Source organism: Castellaniella sp. UC4447_H14 (assembly GCF_052978285.1).
Window position 1 is genome coordinate 1,598,415 of sequence record NZ_CM129666.1, and the last position, 22,240, is coordinate 1,620,654.

Here is a 22,240-nt window from a genome sequence, read left to right on the forward strand (position 1 = left end):
TATTTTACCTGCGATTTCCGGGACGGCAGCTGGACGGACCTCATCGGGCGAGTCCATCACGCATCCACAATCCGCACGCGTCCGCGCTGGACCACGATCCAGACATCGCCATGCCGCAACCGCACGTTGCGGTCGTGGCCCAGTGCGTGGACGCCCCGCAACTGGCGCAACCAGGACTGCAGGCGGGCATCCGTCGGCATGCGCAGGCCCAGTTGCCGCAGCCAGTAGCGCAGAAGGAGCCCTTGGCGGACGGCGGGCAGCGCTCGCCACGCCGCCAGAGAGAAGCTGCGGTCATCGGCGTCGGGATCCAGCGCGGTCCAATCCCGGGCCGACGCCTCGGCGTGCCACGACGCCAATTCACGCGCCTGGCGCGCATGCCGCGCCAGCGTCCGGCGCCAAGCTGGCCAGCGAGCGTCGAGCAGCGGCGCCAACTGGGTACGGACGGTTCCGCGGGCGTAACGGACGTCGCCATTGCTGGGATCCCGCACGGGCCGCCAGCCCGTGATGAGAGCGAAGCGCTCGGCACAGGCCAAAATCCGGCTCCGAGGCTCATCCAGCCAGGGGCGATGATAGGCCAGGCCATCCCGCTGAACCACGGGCGCCATGGCGGACAACCCCTCGGGTCCGGCGCCCCGCAACAAGCGCAGCAGGACCGTCTCAGCCTGGTCATCCAAATGGTGGGCCAGCAGCACGTGGCGAACACCGGCCAGCGATGCCAGTTCGGCCAACGCCTCGTAGCGCGTCTCGCGCGCGGCCGCTTCTACGCCCCGCCCGCGGATATCGATCCGGACGCGGCGGCTGTGGCAGGAGACCTGGAGCAACGCGGCGAGGCGATGTGCCTGGGCAAGCCAGGCGTCCGCGCCCGCCTGCAACCCGTGATGGATGTGGAAACAGTGGATCGCCCAGCCCCGGTCGCGCGCCATGCATGCCGCATGCAGCGCCAGCATGGCGGAGTCCGGCCCTGCGCTGAGCGCCACGCCGACCGCAGTGCCGGGCGGCAAAGGTCCCAGCCCATCGCCCAGATCCTGCAGCAGTCTGGGGTCACATGCTGAAGCGATATCGAAGGAAACCACGGCTGCGTCCGAACGAAGGGCGATGAACGAAGGGCGATCTACCCCGCCTGGCGAATCTGTGTCGTTGGAGCCCGGATATCAGCGAGACTCGGTGTAGCGCCCATACGACGCGATCCGCGCGCGGCGCCGGCGCAGCAGCTCGTCGGGTTCCAGGCCGGAGAGCTCGCGCAGGGCGTCGGCGAGCGCACGGTGCAACTGGCGCGCCATCGTGGAGGGGTCTCGATGTGCGCCTCCGACGGGCTCATTGACGACGCGATCGATCAGACCGAGTTCTTTGAGTCTGGGCGCCGTGATGGCCAGCGCCTCGGCGGCGATGGAGGCCTTGTCGGCACTGCGCCACAGAATGGAAGCGCAGCCTTCGGGGGAAATCACCGAATAGGTTGCGTACTGCAGCATCATGACCGTGTCGGCCACGGCAATGGCCAGCGCACCGCCCGAGCCGCCCTCGCCGATGATGGTTGTGATGATGGGGACACGCAGTCCCGCCATGGCGAACAGATTGTGGCCAATGGCCTCGGACTGGCCGCGTTCCTCGGCCCCCACCCCCGGATAGGCGCCCGGGGTGTCGACGAAAGTGAAGACCGGAAGCTGGAATTTCTCCGCCAGCTTCATCAGGCGCAGGGCCTTTCGATAGCCCTCCGGCAACGGCATGCCGAAGTTGCGCATGGCGCGTTCCTTGGTGTCGCGGCCCTTCTGGTGCCCGATCACCATGCACGCCGTGCCGTTGAAGCGCGCGAGCCCGCCCACGATGGACTGGTCATCGGCGTACATCCGGTCGCCGTGCAGCTCGTGGAAATCGCTGAACACGGCATCCACATAATCCATGGTGTAGGGGCGCTGCGGATGGCGCGCGACCTGGGCCGTCTGCCAGGGGGTGAGCTTGGCATAGAGGCTCTTGGCCAGGGACTGGCTCTTCTGCTGCAAGCGTCCGACTTCCTCGGAGATGTCCACCGCTGAATCGGTCTGGACATAACGCAGCTCCTCGATCTTCTGGTCGAGCTCTGCCAGAGGTTGTTCGAATTCTAGAAAGGTATTTCGCATGTGTGCGGGAATTCCAGTGGAAAAATCAATATTCGACGGCCGCTGAATCCATGCTGCGCCACAAGTACCAGCTCGCCACCGTGCGCCATGGGGCCCAGGCCTGTGAGACCTCGCGTGCTTCGAAACGCGAGACAGGCTCATCGCTGAAATAATGATGCGAAATCGCCTTCAACAGCGCCGTATCGTCCAACGGCAGCACGTCGGGCCGCCCGAGGAAGAAGATCAGGAACATTTCCGCGGTCCAGCGGCCCACCCCGCGGATCTCGCACAACCGCGACACGACGGCTGCGTCTTCCTGATTGTGCCACCAAGCCGCGTCCATGCGCTCGGGCACCGTGAAGAACGCCACCGCGTCTCGCAGGTACTGAGCCTTTCGCAAAGACAGTCCCAACGCGCGGAGGTCCGCCTCGGAAAATTGGCTGATACAGTCCGGCCGCATGTCCTCGCCACAGGCCTGCACCAGGCGAGCCCATAGCGTGCGCCCCAGTTTCAGCGAAATCTGCTGGCCGACGATGATGCGGCTGAGTGTCTGGAACGGACTATGACAGGCGCCCATGCTTTCATGGCCATAGACCGGAATGAGCCGGCGCATGATACGGTCGCGCTGGATCAGGAAATCGCAGGCCTGGGACCAATACGCAGGCCGCGCCAATGCCTGTTCGGGCCTTTGAGCGTCCACGGCTACACCCGCCGCCACCGAGTGGCACCGCCCTGGACATCGGCCAGTTCGATTCCCTGATGCTTGAGCTCGTCCCTGATCTGATCGGCGCGCACGAAGTCACGGGCGGCCTTGGCCCGAGTGCGTTCGGCCACCAGGGCATCGATCGCCTGAGACGACAGCGCGGCCGCATCGGCCTGAGCGCCTTCGGCCAGAAAGCGCGTGGGCGACTGCAGGTAGGCCATGGGATCGCACTGGAGCAGGCCCAGGATGCCGGCCAGCGCCCGCATCAGGCCGCTGGCCTGTCGGTCGGACTCGCGATTGGCCTGACCGGCCAGGTCGAACAGCACGGCCACGGCCCCCGCGGTGTTGAAATCGTCGTCCATGGCCGCCCGGAACGCCTGTGCCGCCGGCACCGCCCAGTCGATGGAGACAGGGTCGGCCGGCACGTTCACCAACGTCTGATACAGGCGATCCAGCGCATGCTGGGCATCGCGCAGATTGTCGGGCGCGTAATTCTGCATGCTGCGGTAATGGCTGCGCACCAGGAAGAACCGCAGCATCTCGGCTTCGCGAGGATTCGCAGCGTAGTCCGCCTGTGCGTCGTCCTGACCCGCCTGGGCCACCGTGTCGCGGATGCGGCGGAAATTGCCCAGGGACTTGGACATCTTTTCGGCGTCCACCATCATGGGGCCGCAATGCATCCAGGTCGTGGCCAGCGTGCCGCCAAACGCGCCTTCGCTCTGGGCGATCTCGTTTTCGTGGTGCGGGAATTTCAGGTCCGGCCCCCCGCCGTGGATGTCCAGCGGCATGCCCAGCAGGCTGTGGCTCATGGCGGAGCATTCGATGTGCCACCCCGGGCGGCCCGGGCCATACGGGGAATCCCAACGAGTATCGGGCGGCTCATCCGGCTTGGCCGACTTCCAGAGTACGAAATCCAGCGGATCCTGCTTGCCGGCCGATACGGCGACCCGTTCGCCGGCACGCAGGTCGTCCAGCGACTTGCCCGAGAGCTTTCCGTAACCCGGAAATTTGCGCACCGAGAAATTGACGTCCCCATCGGCTCCCCGATAGGCCAGCCCCTTGGACTCCAGGACGCCGATGATGTCCAGCATGCCCGCCACGTGTTCGGTCGCGCGCGGCTCGAAATCGGGAGGCTGCACCCCCAGGGCGCGTTCATCGGCGTGCATGGCCGAAATGAAAAAATCGGTCAGTTCGCGGATCGACAGGGACCGCTCGACGGCACGGCGGATGATCTTGTCGTCGATGTCGGTGATGTTGCGCACGTACTGCACCCGATAGCCGGACGCCCGCAACCAGCGCTGCACCACGTCGAAGCTCACCAACATGCGCGCATGGCCCAGGTGGCAGAAGTCGTAAACCGTCATGCCGCACACGTACATGCGCACCACACCGGGTCGGGCCGTCTTGAGCGGGGTCTTCTGGCGCGTGAGCGTATTGTGGACGTGCAGCATGGTGGGGTGGAAAAGTGCAAACGAACCCCATGTACCGCACGCATGCGGCGACCTACGGGGATGTAAAATGAGCCCCCAAGTATACTGCCCTCCGACTCAAACCCAGAACCCCATAGGCGTGTCGTGATTCGTCTTTCGCTCACCTTGGCAACCTTGTGTGCCTGCCTGGCGGCCACGCCGGCGCTCAGCGCCGAGACGCACGTCGGAGGCGGTCCGGCGGCATCCGCGGCCCAGCCATCCACCGGGACGGGACTGACCTACGACGCCCAGACAGGGACCTTCACGGAGCCCCAAGCGCCCGAGGGCGGCTGGGAGGCCTTCGCGAACCTGCTCAAAAAGATCACGCCTTCGGTCGACACCGGCGTCCCCTTCACGCCGGCCCAGGTGACTGCCCGTATCGCGGCACTGATAGACGCCGGAAATCCGCGGGCGGCGATGACCCTGATCGAGCAGCGCACGCAGGCACGTGCCCGGTCCGGTGCCATCGGCACGGACGTGCAGCTCGAATACCAGCGCGGCCGCGCACTCGACGCGCTGGGCGAACACGACCAGGCTCTGGCGGTCTGGCGCCAGATGACGACCGATTTCCCGGAGCTCCCCGAGCCCTGGAATGCACTGGCGATCGAGTATGCTCGCCGCGGTTCGCTCGAACAGGCCCGCGATGCACTGAATATGGCGCTGGTCTCGGTGCCGAATTTCGCGCCGGCTCTGGAAAACCTGGGCCGCGTGCAGATGCAGCTGGCCCATGAATCCTTCGCCCGCGCCCGCGCCGCCCGCCCCGGGCAACCGGCCGCCGCGCCCGCTCCGGTTCCCGCGACCGTTCCTGCAAAAGGCGGCACGAAACCCCAACCTGCGGCACAATGACGGTTTTTGCAGGCGCATATGGTTATGACTTTTCCGCGTATCCTGCTTGGCTGGATGCGTCTTTTCGGCCTGGGCTGCGCCCTGGTTCTCGCCAGTCCTCCGGCGGGCGCCGCGTCCGCTCCCCTCACTCCCACTCAAGGCACATCCATGAGCTCTCATCCGCACGTCAAACTGCACACCAACAAGGGCGACATGCTCATTGAACTGGATGCCGAAAAGGCACCCAAGACCGTCGAAAACTTCCTGTCCTACGTGAAGGAAGGGTTCTACGACGGCACGATCTTCCACCGTGTGATCAACAACTTCATGATCCAGGGCGGCGGATTCGAACCCGGCATGAAGCAAAAGCAGACCCATGCGCCGATCGAAAACGAAGCCAACAACGGGCTGAAGAACGATCGCTACACACTGGCCATGGCGCGCACCGCCGACCCGCATTCGGCCACTGCGCAATTCTTCATCAATGTGGCCGACAATGACTTCCTGAATTTCACGGCGCCGACCTCGAACGGATGGGGCTACGCCGTATTCGGGCGCGTGATCGAAGGCACGGACGTGGTCGACGAAATCAAGAAAGTGAAGACCGGCAACAAGGGCTTCCATCAGGACGTGCCGGTCGAAGACGTGATCATCGAAAGCGCCACGCTGGTTGAATAAGATCGGCATCCGGGGCACCGTCTGGATCGCCTCGGACATCCACCTGGGCGACAGCGTTCCACATACGGCCGGGGCCTTCTACACATTCCTGGCGTGGGCGCGCCGGGACGCCGATGCACTCATCCTGTGCGGCGATATTTTCGACGCCTGGATCGGCGACGATCACGCGCTCAGACAGCCTCCTCCGTGGCTGGCCGAAGCCATCACGCAGTTGCGCACCACAGCCCAGGCCATCCCGCTCTGGCTGGTACACGGCAACCGCGACTTTCTCATGGGTCCGGCGCTCGCCCGTGCGCTGGGGGCCCGGCTGCTGGACACGCCCGCAGTCCTGGGCACCGATGCAGGCGACATCCTGATCGCCCACGGCGACGAATACTGCGTGGACGATATCCATTACCAGCGGTTCCGCCGCATTGTGCACACACCGTGGATCCAGTCCTTGTTCCTGGCCCTGCCGCTGGGCCTGCGCCGGGCCATTGCCCGGGGCGCCCGCGCCCGCAGCCGGCGGGCGCGCGGCCGCAAGACCATGAAGATCATGGACGTACAGCCCCAAGCCATCGAACGAGTCCTGGGCGAGGCCGGATGCACCCAGATGATCCACGGCCACACGCATCGCCCCGCCCTGCACGAAATGTCGGTCGCCGGACGCCCCGCGCGGCGCTATGTGCTTCCAGACTGGGACTTCGATCAGGCAGATCCCGCGCGGGGCGGCTGGATCGAAGTGGACGCGCAGGGCATCAGGCCAGTTGCTCGAGTTCCGCTTCAGGGTCCGCAGGATTGATCCGCTCGATCTGGACGGCGGCAATGCGGCGGCCTTCCAACGCGGCGACGGTGAATCGAAAGCCATCGTAATCATGCGTGAGCTCGCAGAAGTCGCCCACCTCGGGCAGCCGGCCGAACCGGCTGAGCAGATAGCCCGCGATGGTGGAGTATTCCTCACGATCGTCCACCAGCCCGTCGGTGTGCAGCATCTGCTCCAGATGGTGCAGATCGGCCGCACCATCCACGCGCCAGCGGCCCTTGCCCTGGACGATGATGTCCGGCGCCTCGTCCTCGTCGGGGAACTCGCCGGCGATGGCCTCGAAGATATCGATGGGTGTAATCACCCCGACAATCGAGCCAAACTCGTCAGCCACCATGACCAGCAGCCCGTGAGAACGCTTCAGCGTCTCCATGAGCGGCAGGATCTGGATGGTCTCGTGCACGATGATCGGCTCGCGCAGCCGTGTCTCCCGGATGTGGCCATACTCGAGCAGGTCGAGCAGCAGCTCCTTGGCGCGGCCTATGCCCACAACCTCGTCGAGAGTGCCGCGACACACCGGGAAGAAGCTGTGCGGTTCGCGGATGATCTGCGCGCGCAATTCCTCGGCGGGGGACTCGAGATTGATCCAGGACACGTCGGTGCGCGGCGTCATCACCGAATGCACGTTCCGGTCGCTGAGCGTCAGCACCCCGCTCACCATGTTCCGCTCCTCGTCGCCGAACGCGGCCGCGGGCGGCGCGATGCGCTCGCCTTCGGGTTCCACTCCCGGCAATGGTTTTCGGCCCAACATGAGCAGGACCGCCTCGGCCGTGCGTTCGCGCATCGGACGGCGCATCTCCGCCCGGCGCACGTTCCGCGTGGCCCATTGATTCAACGTCTCGATCAAGACCGAAAAGGCGATCGCCGCGTAGAGGTAGCCCTTTGGCACAGGGAAGCTGAATCCTTCGGCAATCAATGAAAAGCCGATCGTGAGCAGGAACCCGAGGCACAGGATCACCACGGTCCGATGAGCATTGACGAAGCCAGTGAGCGGCTTGGAGGCAACCAGCATGATGGCCATGGCGATGATGACGGCCGCCATCATGATCACGAGGTGATCCACCATCCCCACCGCCGTGATTACCGAGTCGATCGAGAACACCGCATCCAGAACTACGATCTGAGTGACGATGACCCAGAAGCTTGCATGCAGGCGCGACCCCGTGGCGTGCTGGGTGCGCCCTTCGAGGCGATCGTGAAGTTCGAACGTGCCCTTGAAGAGCAGGAAGAATCCGCCGCCAATCAGGATAAGATCGCGCCCGGAGAATGCAAAGCTGCCCAGATGCACCAGCGGATCGGTCAGCAGAATCAGGTGCGACATGAGGGTGAGCATCAGCAGCCGCATGAACAGCGCGAGGCTCAAACCAAGAACCCGCGCCCGATCACGCTCCTTGGGCGGCAGCTTGTCCACCAGGATGGCAATGAACACCAGGTTGTCGATCCCCAGAACGATTTCCAGGACGATCAGGGTGAAGAGACCCACCCAGGCTGCCGGATCCAGCAACCATTCCATAGAGCAGTCCCGTCAGTTCCGCAGATACGACAGCATCTGGGCAAGCATCTTGGGGCCTGCCGCCAGCACGTTGCCCGAGGCCATCCAGTCCTGCTCGCCCCGAAAGTCCGCCACCAGGCCGCCCGCCTCCAGCGCCAGAAGGCTGCCCGCCGCCATGTCCCACGGCTTGAGTCCAACACCGCAGAACCCATCGAGGCGGCCGCAGGATACCCACGCCAGGTCCAGAACCGTGGAACCGGTGCGGCGCGCGGCCCCGCACTCAGCCAACAGGCCCACGAAGGGCGAGGATACGGGCAGCGCGGTCGAGTGCGGGATATGAGAGGCCAGCAACGCGTCGTGATAGCGCATGCAGGATGAGACGCGTACGCGGCGGTCGTTGAGGAAGGCCCCGCTGCCGCGACTGGCCGTGAACATTTCGTTGCGCGTCGGATCGTAGACCACGGCATGAGCCGCCTGACCCCGATGCAGCAGGGCGATGGACACCGCGTAATGGGCAAATCCGTGGATGAAGTTGGTGGTGCCGTCCAGCGGATCGATCACCCACTGGAATTCCGGCTCCGGGTGATCGCCGCCCGCTGGATGCGCTCCCGATTCCTCGCCCAGAAAGCTGTGCTCGGGGTAGGCTGTGCGTAAAATGTCGATGACGGATTCTTCAGCAGCCCGATCCACTTCGGTGACATAGTCCTTGGGTCCCTTGCGGGCGACGTTCAGGCGCTCCAGGTCCAGACTGGCACGATTGATGATGGCGCCAGCACGGCGCGCCGCCTTGATGGCGGTGTTGAGCATCGGATGCATAGATTTCCAAAGATCACGGGTAATCGGACCTTATTTTAAATGACTCTGCCGCATTCCTCAGATTCCCCGCACAATGGCGGGGAACTTTTCGCCCATGTCCGCTTCATCATGGTGAGCCCGAGCCACCCCGGCAACGTCGGGTCGGCGGCGCGCGCGATCAAGACCATGGGTTTCGGCGCGCTGCATCTGGTCACGCCGCACGACCCGGACGTGCTGCATCATCCAGACGCGCACGCCCTGGCCAGCGGTGCCGGCGACATCCTGGAACAGGCATGCATCCACGATAGCTTGGCTGATGCCCTGGGGCCGGTCACGCTGGCTTTCGCCTTGACGGCGCGGGCGCGAGCCATCGAATCACCGCCCTGCGACATCCGCGAAGCGGCCGCACAGTCCGCACGGCACCTGATGCAACCTGGCACGGAAGTCGCGATGGTACTGGGTACGGAACGCTCGGGGCTGTCCAACGAAGACATCACGCTGTGCCAGCAGGTCTGCCATATCCCGGCCAATCCGTCCTACAGCTCGCTGAATGTCTCGCAGGCCCTTCAACTGGCCGCCTGGGAAATGCGCTACGCGCTGCTGCCGCTCACGGGCGAAGCCCGCCTGCCCGACACGCATGCGCAGCATCACGACGCTGGCGCCGACCCCGCCGACGGCGAACGCGTGCAGGCCATGCTGGATCACTTCGAGCGGGCGCTGGTTGCCGTGGGGTTCCTGGATCCGCGGCACCCCAAAAAACTCGTCCCGCGCGTGCGGCAGATGTGGATGCGCAACCGCCTGAGCGTGGACGAGGTTGATATGATGCGCGGGGTGTGCACCGCCATGATCCAGTCGGTGGCGCACACCGCCGATACCCCAGATCCTGCAAACTGACCGTCCCACCCATGTTCAAGCAACTCCGAGAAGACATTGGCTGCATTTTGGAAAGGGATCCGGCGGCGCGCAGCCGCATCGAGATCCTGACCTGCTATCCGGGCCTGCATGCCATCCTCATCCATCGCCTGGCCCACCGGCTGTGGGTCCAGGGCTGGCACTGGGCAGGGCGCTTCACATCGCATCTGGGGCGCATGCTCACCGGCATCGAAATCCACCCCGGCGCCCGCATCGGGAGGCGCGTCTTCATCGACCATGGCTTCGGCGTGGTGATCGGTGAAACGTCCGACGTCGGCGACGACTGCACCATCTACCAGGGCGTCACCCTGGGCGGAACGCGCCTGTACAAAGGCGAAAAGCGCCACCCGACGCTGGGAGAAGGCGTGGTGGTGGGTGCCGGCGCGCAGATACTCGGCGGCTTCACGGTGGGTGCGCATGCGCGCATCGGATCGAACGCCGTGGTCATCAAGCCGGTGCCGGCGGGTGCAACAGCGGTGGGCAACCCTGCCCGCGTGATCCTGCGGGAAGATCGGCACACGGACACCGCCAGCCAGACCGGCAGCGGCGTCGGGACCGGTGCCCCCGATCTCGCGGCCGCCCCCCTGACGGACATCGCTGCCCCACGCCCAGAGGCTGAAGCGCGAGCGGACGACGTGCCCGCCCCCAGTCCCCGCTGGCAGCCCGGTGGCCCGGGTCCACTATGCGGCCCCGACGAGCCCCCGTCGAAGTGGTCGACCAAGCCCCTGCAGGATCTGCTGCAGGGCGGACGCAACGGAGGCGGTGCGGAGCCAGGGGCGAACGCCGCGGATGATTTTGCGCCCTACGGGGTGGGCCGCACCGACGACGACCCGCTGGTGAAGGTGCTGCATGAGCTGATCAACCACACCGCCGAACAGGACGCCCGCATCCACCGCCTGTGCGAGGCGATGGAGGAGCTGGGTCAGCGCATCGAGAATGGGCAGCGGCCGCTGGACGCCGAACGGCTCAACCGGATGGTGGACTGACGGAGCCTGCGGGCGGCACGCTGACCGCACGCACTTCACGCAGCGGGATGGGCGAGCGCAGGCCCGCTTCACGCAACACCTGCGGCGCCCGGCGGCGTAGGTCGAAGGACACATCCCAGTAGTCCTCCACCTTCGCCCACAAGCGTACGTTCACCATGATGGTGCTATCCCGATATTCCATGACCATGACCTGCGGCGCGGGATCGGCCAGGACACCCGCATGGCCGGACACCAGATTGCGCAGCGCCGCCAGCGCCGCCTCCAGATCGTCGTCGTAGCGCACGCCCAGCATCATATCCAACCGCCGCATCTTGTTGCGACTGTAGTTGACGATCGGATTGCCCCACACCAGGGTGTTGGGCAGCAGCAGATGAGTCCCCTCGGCCTGCACGAACCGCGTCATGAACAGACCGATTTCGTCCACGGTTCCCATGCCCCGGTCTCCGATGGAGACAAATTCGCCCACGCGGATCGGCCGAAGGATCAAGAGCATGATGCCGGCGGCGAAATTTTGCAGGGCCCCTTGCAGCGCCAAGCCGATGGCCAGGGCCGATGCACCCAGCATGGCGACCAGGCTGGCCGTCTGCACGCCCAGGCGCGCCAGCACCGCCAGCAGCACGACAATGCGGACGGACCAGATGGTCACGCTGCGCGCGATCGGTACGATGGTGGGGTCGATGCGCGCCGAGCGGGTGGCCAAGTGCCGCACCCAGCGGCCGAGCAGGTCGGACACCGTCCAGCCGATCAGCAGAATCGCCAAAGTGATCACGAAATTCACCGCCACCCCGCCCATGCCGGGCAGGGATGCCCAGAAAGCGTGCAGTCGATCCATGGTTGCGCTCCGGAAGATGACGTCAGCGCGATTTTATCGTGGTGTCCAGGCCATGGCGGACTTGTCCACCCTTGTTGTGGATAAATCCATGGACAATCTGAGTGCTACCCGGAATTGTCTTTTGACGACAGCGGCTTGCACGCGGCGGTCAAGGAGTACGCAGGTCGGGTCATGGACCCGAAAGGTTGCGGCTCCATTTATCCACCCTCTCTGTGGACAAATCCATGGACAAGCTGGGTGCTATTCCGGATTCTTGCGACCGGACAACGGGTTAGAACCGGCGGTCACGGAACGGCCATCAGAGGGGACGGCGACGGGGCAGGCGCACCACCCGACACCCGCTGTCCAATGCACGATAATATCCCCCTGGTTCGCTCCCTCTTTGCCCGCCCCATGCCCCCCGATCTCTCCGGCCACACCCCCGTCATGCAGCAATACCTGAAGCTCAAGGCTCAGGCGGGCTCGCATCTGCTGTTCTACCGGATGGGCGACTTCTACGAGATGTTCTACGAAGACGCCGAGCGCGGGGCGAAGCTGCTGAACCTGACGTTGACCAAGCGCGGGACGTCCAACGGCTCGCCGATCCCGATGGCCGGGGTGCCGTATCACGCGATGGAGGGCTATCTGGCCCGACTGGTGGCAATGGGCGAATCAATCGCCATCTGCGAGCAGGTCGGCGACCCGGCCACGGCCAAGGGCCCGGTGGAACGCAGGATCGTGCGCGTGGTGACGCCGGGCACGCTCACGGACGACGCGCTGCTGCCCGCCAAGGCGGACCGCACCATTGCGGCCTGGGTGGCGGCCCGCACGCACGGGCGTGAGGTGATCGGACTCGCGTGGATGAACCTGGCCAACGGGGACTTCAGGGCCTGTGAAAGCACGCCCGAACTGTTGGATACGGAATTGAGCCGCATCTCGCCCGCCGAGCTGGTGTGTGCGGAACAGTCTCAGCCGCCGGAGGTGGCCGCCGCCATCAGCCGGGTTCCGGACTGGCACTTCGACGAGACCGGTGCGCGCGACACATTGCTTCAGCACTTCGGCGTGGATGACGTGGGCGCTTTTGGGCTCGGCGGGTTGCCGCAAGCGATGCGGGCGGCCGGAGCGCTGTTGCGCTATGTTGGAACGACCCAGGCGCAGACGCTCAGCCACGTGCAGGGCCTGACCGTGGACGCGGGCGGGGACTACGTGGTGCTCGATCCGGCGACCCGCCGCAACCTTGAAATCACCGAAACCCTGAGCGGCACCGATGGCCCCACGCTCTTCAGCACCGTGGACCACTGCCGCACGCCGATGGGCAGCCGACAGTTGCGGCGCTGGCTCCAGGCGCCCCTGCGGACCAATGTACAGGCGCAAGAGCGCCAGGATGCCATCACCCAACTGATGCAGGCGCCGGACGCCGATACGGCGCTGCGCACCTTGCGCGATGGCCTGCAGACCTTGCCGGATCTGGAGCGCATGGCCACCCGGCTCGCTCTGGGCACCATTCGGCCGCGCGAGCTGGCCAGTCTGCGTGACGCGCTGGCCGCCCTGCCCGGCCTCGCTCAGACAACCCGGTCCGCCTTTTCAGCTCAGGGATTGCTGGCTGATAGCCTGCGGGATGTGCCCGTGGACGAGTCTCTCCATGCAAGGCTGGCTGAGGCGATCGCACCCGAGCCTGCCTTGGCGATCCGCGACGGTGGCGTCATCGCTGACGGTTACGACGATGAACTGGACCGGCTACGGCAGCTTGCCGGCGACAATGGCACCTTCCTGATGGAGGTCGAGGCGCGCGAGCGCGAGCGCACCGGAATTGCCAATCTGCGCGTGGAATACAACCGCGTGCATGGCTACTTCATCGAAGTCACGCGCGGCCAGGCGGACAAGGTCCCCGACGATTACCGCCGGCGCCAGACGCTGAAAAACGCCGAACGGTACATCACGCCCGAGCTCAAAGCGTGGGAAGACCAGGTTCTTTCGGCGCGGGATCGCGGCCTGGCGCGCGAAAAGCAGCTCTTCGACCAGCTCTTGGCACAATGCGCCGGACAAGCGACGGCGCTGGCCCGCAGCGCGGCGGCACTGGCCCGGATCGATGCGCTGACGGGGCTCGCGGTCCATGCGCGCGACCATAACTGGTCGGCGCCAGCGCTTTGCGAAGACAGCCGCCTGGACATCCAGGCAGGTCGCCACCCCGTGGTGGAGCACACCATTGAAGCTTTTACCCCCAACGACTGCAGCCTGCATGACGAACGCCGCATGCTGCTGATCACCGGGCCGAACATGGGAGGCAAATCCACCTACATGCGCCAGGTCGCGTTGATTGCGCTGCTGGCGCGCACGGGCAGCTACGTACCCGCGGCCCGGGCCACCATCGGTCCCTTGGACCGGATCTTCACGCGCATCGGCGCAGCCGACGATCTGGCGGGCGGCCGATCCACGTTCATGATGGAGATGATGGAAGCCAGCGTCATCCTGGCCGCGGCGACCCCCCGCAGCCTGGTGCTCATGGACGAAATCGGACGCGGCACGTCAACGTACGACGGACTGGCGCTGGCCTGGGCGATCGCACACCGTCTGCTCACGCACAACCGAGCCCTGGCGCTGTTCGCCACCCACTATTTCGAGCTGACCCGCCTGCCAGAGAAGACCCACGGAGTCGTCAACGTTCACCTGGCGGCGGCCGATGGCGCCGATGGCGTAGTCTTCCTGCATGAGGTGCGCTCCGGACCGGCCAGCCAGAGCTATGGGCTGCACGTCGCGCAGCGCGCCGGCATTCCCCCGGTGGTGATCCGCCATGCGCGCAAGGAGTTGGCCGAACTCGAAGCCCGCAACCGTGCCGAATCCCAATTGGCCTTGTTCGTCCAGGGCGTCGAGGATGAAACCGGCGACCCCGAGGAACCCCTGCGCACCGCGCTGCGCGCCCTGGATCCGGATACCCTGAGTCCGCGCGAGGCGCTGGAGCTGCTCTACCAGTTGCGCCGCGATTTCCTGTAGCCACCGACCCATCAGGAGCTGCCCATGTATTCGTCCACACGACCTCCCGCTCTCGATCAGGCTACTCCCCTGCTCGGCGGCCTGTCGCCACGCCAGTTCATGCGGGACTATTGGCAACAGAAGCCGCTGCTGATCCGGCAGGCGTTTCCGGAATTCCGCGCACCGCTGTCGGTGCGCGAGGTGCAGACACTGGCGCGCCGTGACGAGGTCGAGTCACGCCTGGTCACGCGCAAGGAAAACGGCTGGACGCTGAAGCGGGGCCCATTCCGACGGCTGCCCGCCGCCGATCAGCCGAACTGGACGCTGCTGGTGCAAAGCGTGGACCTGCACGACGATGAAACGGCCGCGCTCATGCGCCTGTTTCGTTTCATCCCGGACGCCCGCCTGGACGACGCCATGATCAGCATCGCCACCGACGGCGGCGGGGTGGGTCCGCACTACGACAGCTATGACGTGTTCCTGCTGCAGGCCCACGGCCGGCGCCGCTGGCGCACCAGCCAGCAGGCCGACCGCACCCTGGTGCCAGGCCTGCCGCTGAAGATCCTGGCGGATTTCCAGCCCGGTACCGACGACGTCCTGGAGCCGGGCGACATGCTGTATCTGCCGCCCAACGCCTGCCACGATGGGACTGCGGTGGGCGACGGCTGCATGACGATTTCCATCGGGTTTCGGGTGCCCAGCGAGGCGACACTGGCGCGCGGACTGCTGGAGGCGGCCGCCGACCAGATTTCGGCGCAGCATCTGGGCGACTCGGGATTGTATGGCGACCCCGTGCTGCCAGGCGCGGATCTGTCCGCTCTCTACTCCGATGCCGGCTCCGACGCGACCGACCACCCGGCCGCGCTTCCAGCCGCTCTGGTTCGAGCCACCCTCGATACCTTGCAGCGGATTCGTCTGGACGAACCGGTCGCCGCGCGATTCCTGGGACAGTGGCTGACCACGCTGCCCGACAATGCCTTCTTTGATCCGGCGGACGACCGTCCGACCCTACAGGAAAACGTGCCCGCCACGGGCAGCCTGGTACTGGATCGCTGCACCCGGCTGATGTACTTCGGTGCGCAGCTCTTCGTCAATGGAGAGGTCGCGCCCGTCGGCGTGCCACCCGAATTGCAGGCCCTGGCCGACAATCGCCGGCTGGGCGCCACGGCGATTCAGGGCCTGCCCGGTACGGTCCGTACCCTGCTGGACGAATGGCTGCAGGAAGGTTGGGCGCATTGGGATCCGCAGCCCTGAAGACAACGGCGCCCGCGCCGCAGTCGACGGCAACACGCGAGAAAAGGCCTCGTCCATGGACGAGGCCTTTGTGATGCGGGAGCCGGTCTGTCCTTCCGGACCGGTACGGATGGATGCTAGCGGGTGGTTTTCAGATTGGTGGACAGCACAGTCAGAATGCGGTCAGCCGTGCCGTTGGTCAACTGCTTGCCCGCCGCATCCAGCACGGTGACTTCCGACCCGCCGCCCTGTTGCGCCACGTGGACCCGCAGCTTCAGCGGCTCGGCGGTGTTGCGGGAGCCGAACATGCGGCCAAAGATGTTCTGCTGCTCGATCTTTTGGCCACTGTCGGTATCCAGGTAGCGGATGTAGTAATCGCCCTGATCCCGATTGCGATCTTCCACGGTGAAGCGCGCCGAGTCCAGCGCGACACCTACCCGGCGCCAGGCCCGGTCAAAGGTCTCGGCCAGCGTCAGCGAGGCCTGGCCGCGGGCGATGTCGGCCGTCGCGGCCGGGCCCGTATCGTTGGTCGCCTGCTTGAGCTGCTGGGCCGCCTTTTGCTGATCCGCGCCCAGATAGACCATCAGACGGGCGATCATGGCTGCGTTCAGGCCCGGATCTTCCTTGCCGAACACCCACTTGAAGGCTGTCCCGTCGCTCGTGGGTGTTTCCTCCATATGCTGGTGGCTGATGTAGACCTCGGTCTTGCCGGCGCTGTCACGCTCCAGTCGCATGGTGAAGCGGTCCCGTTCTCCGCTGTCGAACACTTGGTCGAGAATGCTGCCCAGCGCACTGCGCAGCCAGCCTTCCGGGATCTTGGCGCGATTTTCCGCCCAATCGGTTTCGATCAGGCCCGCCTTCGGATCCTGGGAATGAATGGTGAAGCCCTGGTCGCCCCAGAAGGAAATGAGCTTGGGGTACAGCGTCTGGGCGGGCTCGTCCACCACCAGCCAGCGCAAGGAACCGTCACGCATGACCTGCATGTTGGCCGACTGAGGCAACACGCGATCGGCCGGATTGGCGCTCTGGCTCTGCCGGGCCGCGGCATAAGAACTGAGCGTCGCAGTGCCTTCGGGCGCCTTGTAGTGCGTGTCTTCGTTGGCCTGGGTAAGGTCGGGCGGAATCACCAGCGGATCGCCGGTGACCGTGCTTTTGTACTGGATGGACTCGGTCTGACCTGTCAACTGGCCGATCGAAGAGCAGCCGGATACAGTCAACAGGCTCAGCAGAGCCAGGCTGGCCCAGGGGGCCATCATGCGTTTCGTCATTTTAGAGAGCACCTGCTTCAATCAAGGCCTGGCGCACGGTCGCGCGGTGCGATTCCGACAGCGGCGTCAGGGGCAGGCGATAACCGAGCTGGGTCAGCCCCATCTCGGCCAGCGCCCACTTGACGGGGATAGGATTGGCTTCCACAAAGAGCACTCGGCTCAAGGCTGTAAGCCGGGCGTTCAAGCGGCGGGTTTCCAGCGCATCGCCACGGATCGCCGCTGCGCACAGCTCGTGCATCAGCCGCGGCGCCACGTTGGCCACTACCGAAATATTGCCCCGGCCACCCAGCAGCATCAAGGCGGCCGCGGTTGGATCGTCGCCGCTGAGCACGGCAAAGTCCTCGGGAACCTGGGGAATCAGTTGTGCCACCCGGCCAATGTTGCCGGTTGCGTCCTTGACCCCTACGATATTGGGAATCTGGGCCAGGCGCAGGACGGTTTCATTGGACATGTCGGCCACCGTGCGGCCTGGCACGTTGTACAGGATGCACGGCAGCTCAACGGATTCCGCAATCGCCCGGAAGTGCTGATAGAGGCCTTCCTGGGTGGGCTTGTTGTAGTAGGGCACCACCGTCAGGCCGGCATCGGCGCCCGCCGCATAGGCGTGGCGCTGCAATTCGATGGCCTCGGCGGTCGAGTTTCCGCCTGTACCGGCAACCACCGGAATGCGGCCGTTCACATGGCGCACGGCCAGCTCGATGAGCTCGGCCTGTTCCTGGACCGTCACCGTGGGGGACTCGCCCGTGGTGCCGACCACCGTGAGCACGTCCGTCCCCTGTTCGATATGCCAGTCGATCAGTTTTCGATAGGCTTCCAGGTCCAACTGCCCATCCGGATGCATGGGCGTAACCAGGGCCACCATGCTGCCCTGAAAGACTGGAAAACGGGAATCCGAGCCGGACATGATAAGACGCGCTCCGAAAGTCACCCGGTGCAGGGCCGGGCAGAATAAAAGGCCAAGTTTAACGGATTCAGAGGGTCAATTTACAAAAAAGCTCTGACGACCCACTCGCCCGCCGCCAGCAACGGCTCCATGATGGGCCACAGCCATCCGGTCATCATGAGCACCAGCAGGATCACGATGCCATAGGGCTCTATCTTGCCGTACCGCCACGCCGCCCGCGCAGGCAAAAGGCTGAACACGATACGGCCGCCATCGAGTGGCGGCAAGGGGATCAGATTCAGCGCCATCAGGACCAAGTTCACCTGCACCCCGGCGTGCGCCATGAGGACCCAGAAGCTGCCTCCACCCGCCGTGCCGGTTTCCAGAATGGCACGCCAGATCAGGACCCAGACAATGGCTTGCAGCAGATTGGAGGCGGGACCCGCCAATGCCACCCAGAGCATGTCCCGCTTTGGATTGCGCAGCCGGCTCCAGTTCACCGGCACGGGCTTGGCCCAGCCGAAGAGCAGGCCGCCCCCCATGAGGCGAGTGACCAGCAGCAGCGCCAGAGGCACCACAATGGTGCCCATGAGGTCCACATGGCGCAGCGGATTGAGACTGATGCGCCCCGCTTCCTGTGCGGTCAGATCGCCGAAATGCCGGGCCACATAGCCATGCGCCGCCTCATGGAGCGTGATGGCGAACAGCACGGGCAACGCGTAGACCGTGATGGTCTGGATGAGATTGTCCATAAACAAGGGATCCGGAGCCGACCCACGTCAGCGGAAGCGTTCAGCATAACCGTTGACGGCGCTCCGCACGAATCCCGCATCGTCAATAAGCGGCCGTGAGGTGGAGGTACGCCCGACGAAAAGCCGCCGCACGGATCACAGGCCAAGCTTGGCCGGATCCCCGCGCCCCCGCCGCACGACCTGCGGCGCAGCCCCCGTCAGATCCACGACCGTGGTCGGCTCGAAGGGGCAGGCCCCCCCATCGACGACCGCTGCCAGATCGTGCTCGTAGCGTGCAAAGATGTCCTGAGCGTCGTTCAGCGGGAGATCCTCGCCCTCGGGAATCAGCGTAGTGGACAGCAGCGGCGACCCTACCGCGTCGATCAGCGCCCGCGCAACGCGGTGATCCGGCACCCGGATCCCTATTGTCTTGCGCGAAGGGTGGGAAACCCGACGCGGGACTTCCCTGGTGGCTTCGAGAATGAATGTGAAAGGCCCCGGCGTGGCCAGCTTCAACAGCCGGTACTGGGTGTTTTCGACCTTGGCGAAATGGCTGATTTCGGCCAGATCGCGGCACAACAGCGTCAGATGATGCCGATCATCCAGACCCCGCAATCGGCGCAGGCGTTCGGACGCGGCCTTGTCGTCCAACCGGGCCACCACGGCATAACTGGAATCGGTCGGAACGGCCACCAGCCCGCCCTCGGCCAGCAGCTGACCCGCCTGGTGCAGGAGCCTGGATTGTGGATTTTCAGGGTGAACGACGAATATCTGGGTCATGAGCGTTTCCTATGAAAATTTCCGGTTTGCAACCATGAGTGCTGGGGATTGCGCCCAATGAGTGCCGAGGATTGCCCACACCAGACACGGCGCCCGGGTTTTGCTCGACGTGCCGAGAGGACGCCCGGCAGCACCAGCCCACGCGGGGCTTGCCCCCATAACATGACCGAAAACCAGCAGACAATCAAGGGGCTCCGGGGGCCAGCCCAGCGGGTCAGTCAGGCCTGCAAACACACGGCAGACATGTTAGAATCGCGGTTCTTCAACGGTGACCGTAGCTCAGTTGGTAGAGTCCCGGATTGTGATTCCGGTTGTCGTGGGTTCGAGCCCCATCGGTCACCCCACTGAATTCAACGGTTCCTGGGAACTTGCCGAAATCCAAAACGGTGACAAGAATTGGAATCGGTGACATGCACCACCAATGGCCCGCTGCGATGAGCGGGAGCCTGTGCATGCATGACAATCAAAATAAAAACTGCGCATGCCCTACAGATACGGACTGGCCAGCCACACGATGCGGTTGCGCAGACGTTTGACGTAAGGAATCGCGTCCAGCGTCTGCAGCGTGACCGGGTCCGATTGGCGGATTTCGCGGTCGATACGATCGGCGATCTGCGCCGCCAGGTTGCGGTCATAGACTTCCATGTCCAGCTCGAAGTTCAGCCGCAAACTCCGCGGATCCAGATTGGACGACCCCACATAGGACCAACCGCCGTCCACCGTGCATAGCTTGGAATGATCGAAAGGCGCCCGGCTGCGCCACACCCGGCAGCCGCCGCGGATCACCTGGGCAAGCTGCGCCGTCATGGCCCAGTTCACCAGGCGCAGGTTGTTGCGCCCCGGGATCAGGATATCGACCTGAATGCCGCGGCGCGCGGCGGTATTGAGCGCCCCCAGCAGCGTCTGGTCGGGCAGGAAGTACGGCGACTGGATGCGCACATGGTGCTGGGCCACGGCCAACGCGCCCTGCAGCACATTATGCGTCGCGGCGATGAAACGGTCGGGCCCGGAACGGATGCAGCGCGCCGGCACGTGCGGTAGCGGGGCCCGCGGGGTGGTCTTGCACCAGTCGTCGATCCGCAGACGTTCGCGCGTCGTGACCTCCCAGTCATTGGCAAAGACCGCAAAAAGCTGAGTCGCCAGAGGGCCCTCGATGCGGAAATGCGTATCCGCGTTGGCGTGCCGCCCGGCAAGCGATCGCATGAAATTCTCCCGGATATTCATGCCGCCCATGAAGCCCACATGTCCATCAATGAAGAGCACCTTGCGGTGACTGCGCAGGTTGGCGTAGGCCATGCGCAACCCCATGGGGTTGGTCATGAACAGCTCCGCCCGGATACCGTGCTCACGCAGCAGGCGGATGATCGGAGGCCGAGAATATCGGGAGCCGACCGAATCGATCAGCACCCGCAACATCACGCCCCGGTCCTGGGCCTCGCGCAAGGCCTCGGCAAATTGCAGGCCGACACGATCGTGATCGAATATGTAGCTTTGCAGCGCCACGCAATGGCTGGCCGAAGCGATCGCCTCCAGCATCGCGGGGTAGGCCGCATCGCCCCCATCGAGCAAGGTGATGTGGTTGCCGTTGTGCAGCGGGAAGCGGCTGACCTGATCGCACAGCACGCGCAGCGAAGCGAACTGCGCACCCGCCACGGGGCTGACGTCGGGCACCGGCTCGCCGGCACTGTGGACGTAATCCTTGATGAGCCTGCTGCGCTGGGTGGAGAGCTGATCGTGGCGGATACGGTTGACCCCGGCAATCAGGTACAGGAACGGCCCGAAGAGCGGTGAAGCCAGGATGACGCCCACCCAGGCAATGGCGGCGCGCACGTCGTTTTTATTCATCGCCGCGTGGGCCGCCGACACCGCGCCCACGACGATCGACGTCAGGGCCACGATGTGGGGCCAGTAGTGCGTCAGGAATGCGGTCACCGCCCCCACGGCGCCGACCTACGGGGCCGGGCTGGGCCGCCGCAGCAGCGAGTCCAGCCAGTCGGGATTGGGTTCGCCCTGGGTGGCGAATTGCTGATTGCGCGAGTTGGAGCGCCAGATACCGCCGCCAATACCCAGTACGGGCTCGACGCGATACCAATACCATTTGCCGTCCGCATCCTGGGCGGTCCAATCCCAACCCGGCGGTGCCAGCGACCAGTCCGGCCCGTCGTCAGGCACGGCAGAGGCATTCATCAAGTTTCCCATGAAGCAGCGTCCCGTCTGTCGATTGGTGCGCCAAAGTCCGGCGCCTGAATAGAATAACCAAACCCGAGGCCCGTGTGCGAACCCATGCGCCCGAACGCCGGATGCCAAATGCCTCGCTTCGCCGGGCCCGAGGGTTATCGGCCTCCCACCAGACTCTCCCGAATCCTGTCGTAGCCCAGATTGAACAGAAAGCCATAGGGCAGGTAGAACAGGACCAGGCCAATATCGAGAACCAGCGCCCGCCACAGCGACACCGCCAGCCACGCCGCGATCAGCGGGATGACAATCAGGATGAGTCCTGCCTCGAACCCCACGGCATGCGCCACCCGCACCGCGTACGTACGCGCAAAGCCGCGAGCCGCCTGCAGACGGTCAAACGCCCAGTTATAGAGCATGTTCCAGATGACGGCGATGGTGGCGATGATGGCGGTGAGCAATCCCATGCTGACCACGGAGTGCCCGGTGATCCAGGCCGCCAGCGGTGCGGAAATGCCGATAGCCAGCACTTCGAATGCCAAGGCATGGAACATGCGCTCGGCCGGCGATCGATCAAAATTTGACATTGGAAAACGCGGAATGGGCGGTGTCGTCACCGCGTTCGCGATTCGCA

Annotated in this window: 20 protein-coding genes, 1 tRNA gene and 1 pseudogene; 8 read left to right on the forward strand and 14 right to left on the reverse strand. The window is 65.0% G+C overall.

All coding sequences use genetic code 11. The annotated features are described in order from the left end of the window. Positions 1–56: 56 nt before the first annotated feature. The 4 genes from tilS to cysS all read right to left on the reverse strand — a co-directional run bounded on the left by tilS (position 57) and on the right by cysS (position 4,247). A complete protein-coding gene (gene tilS, locus ACVCMJ_RS07750; protein ID WP_447080854.1) occupies positions 57–1,073 on the reverse strand; it encodes a tRNA lysidine(34) synthetase TilS in 1,017 nt (338 codons plus the stop codon). 78 nt (positions 1,074–1,151) lie between these two features. Beyond that, a complete protein-coding gene (locus ACVCMJ_RS07755; protein WP_447080855.1) occupies positions 1,152–2,114 on the reverse strand; it encodes an acetyl-CoA carboxylase carboxyltransferase subunit alpha in 963 nt (320 codons plus the stop codon). Positions 2,115–2,139: 25 nt separating this feature from the next. Then, positions 2,140–2,793 (reverse strand): DNA-3-methyladenine glycosylase family protein, encoded by a 654-nt coding sequence (locus ACVCMJ_RS07760; protein WP_447080856.1) that lies wholly within the window; start codon positions 2,791–2,793, stop codon positions 2,140–2,142. 2 nt (positions 2,794–2,795) lie between these two features. Then, positions 2,796–4,247, reverse strand: a complete 1,452-nt coding sequence (cysS, locus tag ACVCMJ_RS07765) for a cysteine--tRNA ligase (protein WP_447080857.1) — start codon at positions 4,245–4,247, stop codon at positions 2,796–2,798. Between the two features lie 123 nt (positions 4,248–4,370). Between cysS and ACVCMJ_RS07770 the strand changes: the two genes are divergently transcribed. From ACVCMJ_RS07770 to ACVCMJ_RS07780, 3 genes are all read left to right on the forward strand, one after another. Next, the gene (locus ACVCMJ_RS07770) at positions 4,371–5,111 is read left to right on the forward strand and encodes a tetratricopeptide repeat protein (RefSeq protein WP_447080858.1); all 741 of its coding nucleotides are present in this window, start codon (positions 4,371–4,373) and stop codon (positions 5,109–5,111) included. A gap of 147 nt (positions 5,112–5,258) precedes the next feature. Further along, positions 5,259–5,768 carry a peptidylprolyl isomerase gene (locus tag ACVCMJ_RS07775; protein WP_447082701.1) on the forward strand — a complete coding sequence of 170 codons (510 nt, stop codon included), beginning with the start codon at positions 5,259–5,261 and terminating at the stop codon, positions 5,766–5,768. Next, positions 5,761–6,549 carry a UDP-2,3-diacylglucosamine diphosphatase gene (locus tag ACVCMJ_RS07780; RefSeq protein ID WP_447080859.1) on the forward strand — a complete coding sequence of 263 codons (789 nt, stop codon included), beginning with the start codon at positions 5,761–5,763 and terminating at the stop codon, positions 6,547–6,549. The genes ACVCMJ_RS07775 and ACVCMJ_RS07780 overlap by 8 nt, the downstream gene beginning before the upstream one ends. Here ACVCMJ_RS07780 and ACVCMJ_RS07785 read toward each other — a convergent pair. Then, the gene (locus tag ACVCMJ_RS07785; protein ID WP_447080860.1) at positions 6,506–8,083 is read right to left on the reverse strand and encodes a TerC family protein; all 1,578 of its coding nucleotides are present in this window, start codon (positions 8,081–8,083) and stop codon (positions 6,506–6,508) included. The two genes, ACVCMJ_RS07780 and ACVCMJ_RS07785, sit on opposite strands and share 44 nt — an antisense overlap. A 12-nt stretch (positions 8,084–8,095) precedes the next feature. Next, positions 8,096–8,878, reverse strand: a complete 783-nt coding sequence (locus ACVCMJ_RS07790; protein ID WP_447080861.1) for an inositol monophosphatase family protein — start codon at positions 8,876–8,878, stop codon at positions 8,096–8,098. A gap of 39 nt (positions 8,879–8,917) precedes the next feature. Here ACVCMJ_RS07790 and ACVCMJ_RS07795 point away from each other — a divergent pair, with 39 nt between their 5' ends. Beyond that, positions 8,918–9,751: an RNA methyltransferase gene (locus ACVCMJ_RS07795; RefSeq protein ID WP_447080862.1), complete on the forward strand. Its 834-nt coding sequence runs from the start codon at positions 8,918–8,920 to the stop codon at positions 9,749–9,751. A gap of 11 nt (positions 9,752–9,762) precedes the next feature. Continuing rightward, positions 9,763–10,272, forward strand: a pseudogene (gene cysE / locus ACVCMJ_RS07800) (serine O-acetyltransferase); the annotation flags it as partial. A 463-nt stretch (positions 10,273–10,735) separates the two neighbouring features. Here cysE and ACVCMJ_RS07805 read toward each other — a convergent pair. Beyond that, positions 10,736–11,587, reverse strand: a complete 852-nt coding sequence (locus ACVCMJ_RS07805; protein WP_447080863.1) for a mechanosensitive ion channel family protein — start codon at positions 11,585–11,587, stop codon at positions 10,736–10,738. Between the two features lie 393 nt (positions 11,588–11,980). On the opposite strand from ACVCMJ_RS07805, the gene mutS reads away from it, so the two are divergent. Both mutS and ACVCMJ_RS07815 read left to right on the forward strand, forming a co-directional pair. Continuing rightward, complete coding sequence (gene mutS / locus ACVCMJ_RS07810; protein WP_447080864.1) at positions 11,981–14,557, forward strand: DNA mismatch repair protein MutS; 2,577 nt, start codon at positions 11,981–11,983, stop codon at positions 14,555–14,557. Positions 14,558–14,581: 24 nt separating this feature from the next. Further along, positions 14,582–15,790: a JmjC domain-containing protein gene (locus ACVCMJ_RS07815; RefSeq protein ID WP_447080865.1), complete on the forward strand. Its 1,209-nt coding sequence runs from the start codon at positions 14,582–14,584 to the stop codon at positions 15,788–15,790. A gap of 116 nt (positions 15,791–15,906) precedes the next feature. Here the strand turns inward: ACVCMJ_RS07815 and bamC are convergent, their stop codons facing one another. The 4 genes from bamC to ACVCMJ_RS07835 form a co-directional block, all read right to left on the reverse strand. Continuing rightward, positions 15,907–17,037, reverse strand: a complete 1,131-nt coding sequence (gene bamC, locus ACVCMJ_RS07820; RefSeq protein ID WP_447080866.1) for an outer membrane protein assembly factor BamC — start codon at positions 17,035–17,037, stop codon at positions 15,907–15,909. Position 17,038: 1 nt separating this feature from the next. Beyond that, positions 17,039–17,941, reverse strand: a complete 903-nt coding sequence (gene dapA, locus ACVCMJ_RS07825; protein ID WP_447080867.1) for a 4-hydroxy-tetrahydrodipicolinate synthase — start codon at positions 17,939–17,941, stop codon at positions 17,039–17,041. A gap of 80 nt (positions 17,942–18,021) precedes the next feature. Then, a complete protein-coding gene (locus ACVCMJ_RS07830) occupies positions 18,022–18,672 on the reverse strand; it encodes a site-2 protease family protein (RefSeq protein WP_447080868.1) in 651 nt (216 codons plus the stop codon). A 135-nt stretch (positions 18,673–18,807) separates the two neighbouring features. Beyond that, positions 18,808–19,431, reverse strand: a complete 624-nt coding sequence (locus tag ACVCMJ_RS07835) for an L-threonylcarbamoyladenylate synthase (protein WP_447080869.1) — start codon at positions 19,429–19,431, stop codon at positions 18,808–18,810. Positions 19,432–19,699: 268 nt separating this feature from the next. Here ACVCMJ_RS07835 and ACVCMJ_RS07840 point away from each other — a divergent pair. Next, positions 19,700–19,775 (forward strand) — tRNA-His (locus ACVCMJ_RS07840). 142 nt (positions 19,776–19,917) lie between these two features. Here ACVCMJ_RS07840 and cls read toward each other — a convergent pair. The 3 genes from cls to ACVCMJ_RS07855 all read right to left on the reverse strand — a co-directional run bounded on the left by cls (position 19,918) and on the right by ACVCMJ_RS07855 (position 22,193). Continuing rightward, a complete protein-coding gene (cls, locus tag ACVCMJ_RS07845; protein WP_447080870.1) occupies positions 19,918–21,372 on the reverse strand; it encodes a cardiolipin synthase in 1,455 nt (484 codons plus the stop codon). Between the two features lie 9 nt (positions 21,373–21,381). Beyond that, positions 21,382–21,618: a hypothetical protein gene (locus tag ACVCMJ_RS07850; protein ID WP_447080871.1), complete on the reverse strand. Its 237-nt coding sequence runs from the start codon at positions 21,616–21,618 to the stop codon at positions 21,382–21,384. A 146-nt stretch (positions 21,619–21,764) separates the two neighbouring features. Beyond that, the gene (locus ACVCMJ_RS07855; protein WP_447080872.1) at positions 21,765–22,193 is read right to left on the reverse strand and encodes a multidrug/biocide efflux PACE transporter; all 429 of its coding nucleotides are present in this window, start codon (positions 22,191–22,193) and stop codon (positions 21,765–21,767) included. Positions 22,194–22,240 lie beyond the last annotated feature (47 nt).

What these genes read in the sequence shown, in the direction of transcription:
- ACVCMJ_RS07755 (WP_447080855.1), bottom strand. Translation starts at nt 2,114, where the DNA reads ATGCGAAATACCTTTCTAGAATTCGAACAACCTCTGGCAGAGCTCGAC.
- cysS (WP_447080857.1), bottom strand. Translation starts at nt 4,247, where the DNA reads ATGCTGCACGTCCACAATACGCTCACGCGCCAGAAGACCCCGCTCAAG.
- ACVCMJ_RS07775 (WP_447082701.1), top strand. Translation starts at nt 5,259, where the DNA reads ATGAGCTCTCATCCGCACGTCAAACTGCACACCAACAAGGGCGACATG.
- ACVCMJ_RS07785 (WP_447080860.1), bottom strand. Translation starts at nt 8,083, where the DNA reads ATGGAATGGTTGCTGGATCCGGCAGCCTGGGTGGGTCTCTTCACCCTG.
- ACVCMJ_RS07790 (WP_447080861.1), bottom strand. Translation starts at nt 8,878, where the DNA reads ATGCATCCGATGCTCAACACCGCCATCAAGGCGGCGCGCCGTGCTGGC.
- ACVCMJ_RS07795 (WP_447080862.1), top strand. Translation starts at nt 8,918, where the DNA reads ATGACTCTGCCGCATTCCTCAGATTCCCCGCACAATGGCGGGGAACTT.
- ACVCMJ_RS07805 (WP_447080863.1), bottom strand. Translation starts at nt 11,587, where the DNA reads ATGGATCGACTGCACGCTTTCTGGGCATCCCTGCCCGGCATGGGCGGG.
- mutS (WP_447080864.1), top strand. Translation starts at nt 11,981, where the DNA reads ATGCCCCCCGATCTCTCCGGCCACACCCCCGTCATGCAGCAATACCTG.
- ACVCMJ_RS07815 (WP_447080865.1), top strand. Translation starts at nt 14,582, where the DNA reads ATGTATTCGTCCACACGACCTCCCGCTCTCGATCAGGCTACTCCCCTG.
- bamC (WP_447080866.1), bottom strand. Translation starts at nt 17,037, where the DNA reads ATGACGAAACGCATGATGGCCCCCTGGGCCAGCCTGGCTCTGCTGAGC.
- dapA (WP_447080867.1), bottom strand. Translation starts at nt 17,941, where the DNA reads ATGTCCGGCTCGGATTCCCGTTTTCCAGTCTTTCAGGGCAGCATGGTG.
- ACVCMJ_RS07830 (WP_447080868.1), bottom strand. Translation starts at nt 18,672, where the DNA reads ATGGACAATCTCATCCAGACCATCACGGTCTACGCGTTGCCCGTGCTG.
- ACVCMJ_RS07835 (WP_447080869.1), bottom strand. Translation starts at nt 19,431, where the DNA reads ATGACCCAGATATTCGTCGTTCACCCTGAAAATCCACAATCCAGGCTC.
- ACVCMJ_RS07850 (WP_447080871.1), bottom strand. Translation starts at nt 21,618, where the DNA reads ATGAATGCCTCTGCCGTGCCTGACGACGGGCCGGACTGGTCGCTGGCA.
- ACVCMJ_RS07855 (WP_447080872.1), bottom strand. Translation starts at nt 22,193, where the DNA reads ATGTCAAATTTTGATCGATCGCCGGCCGAGCGCATGTTCCATGCCTTG.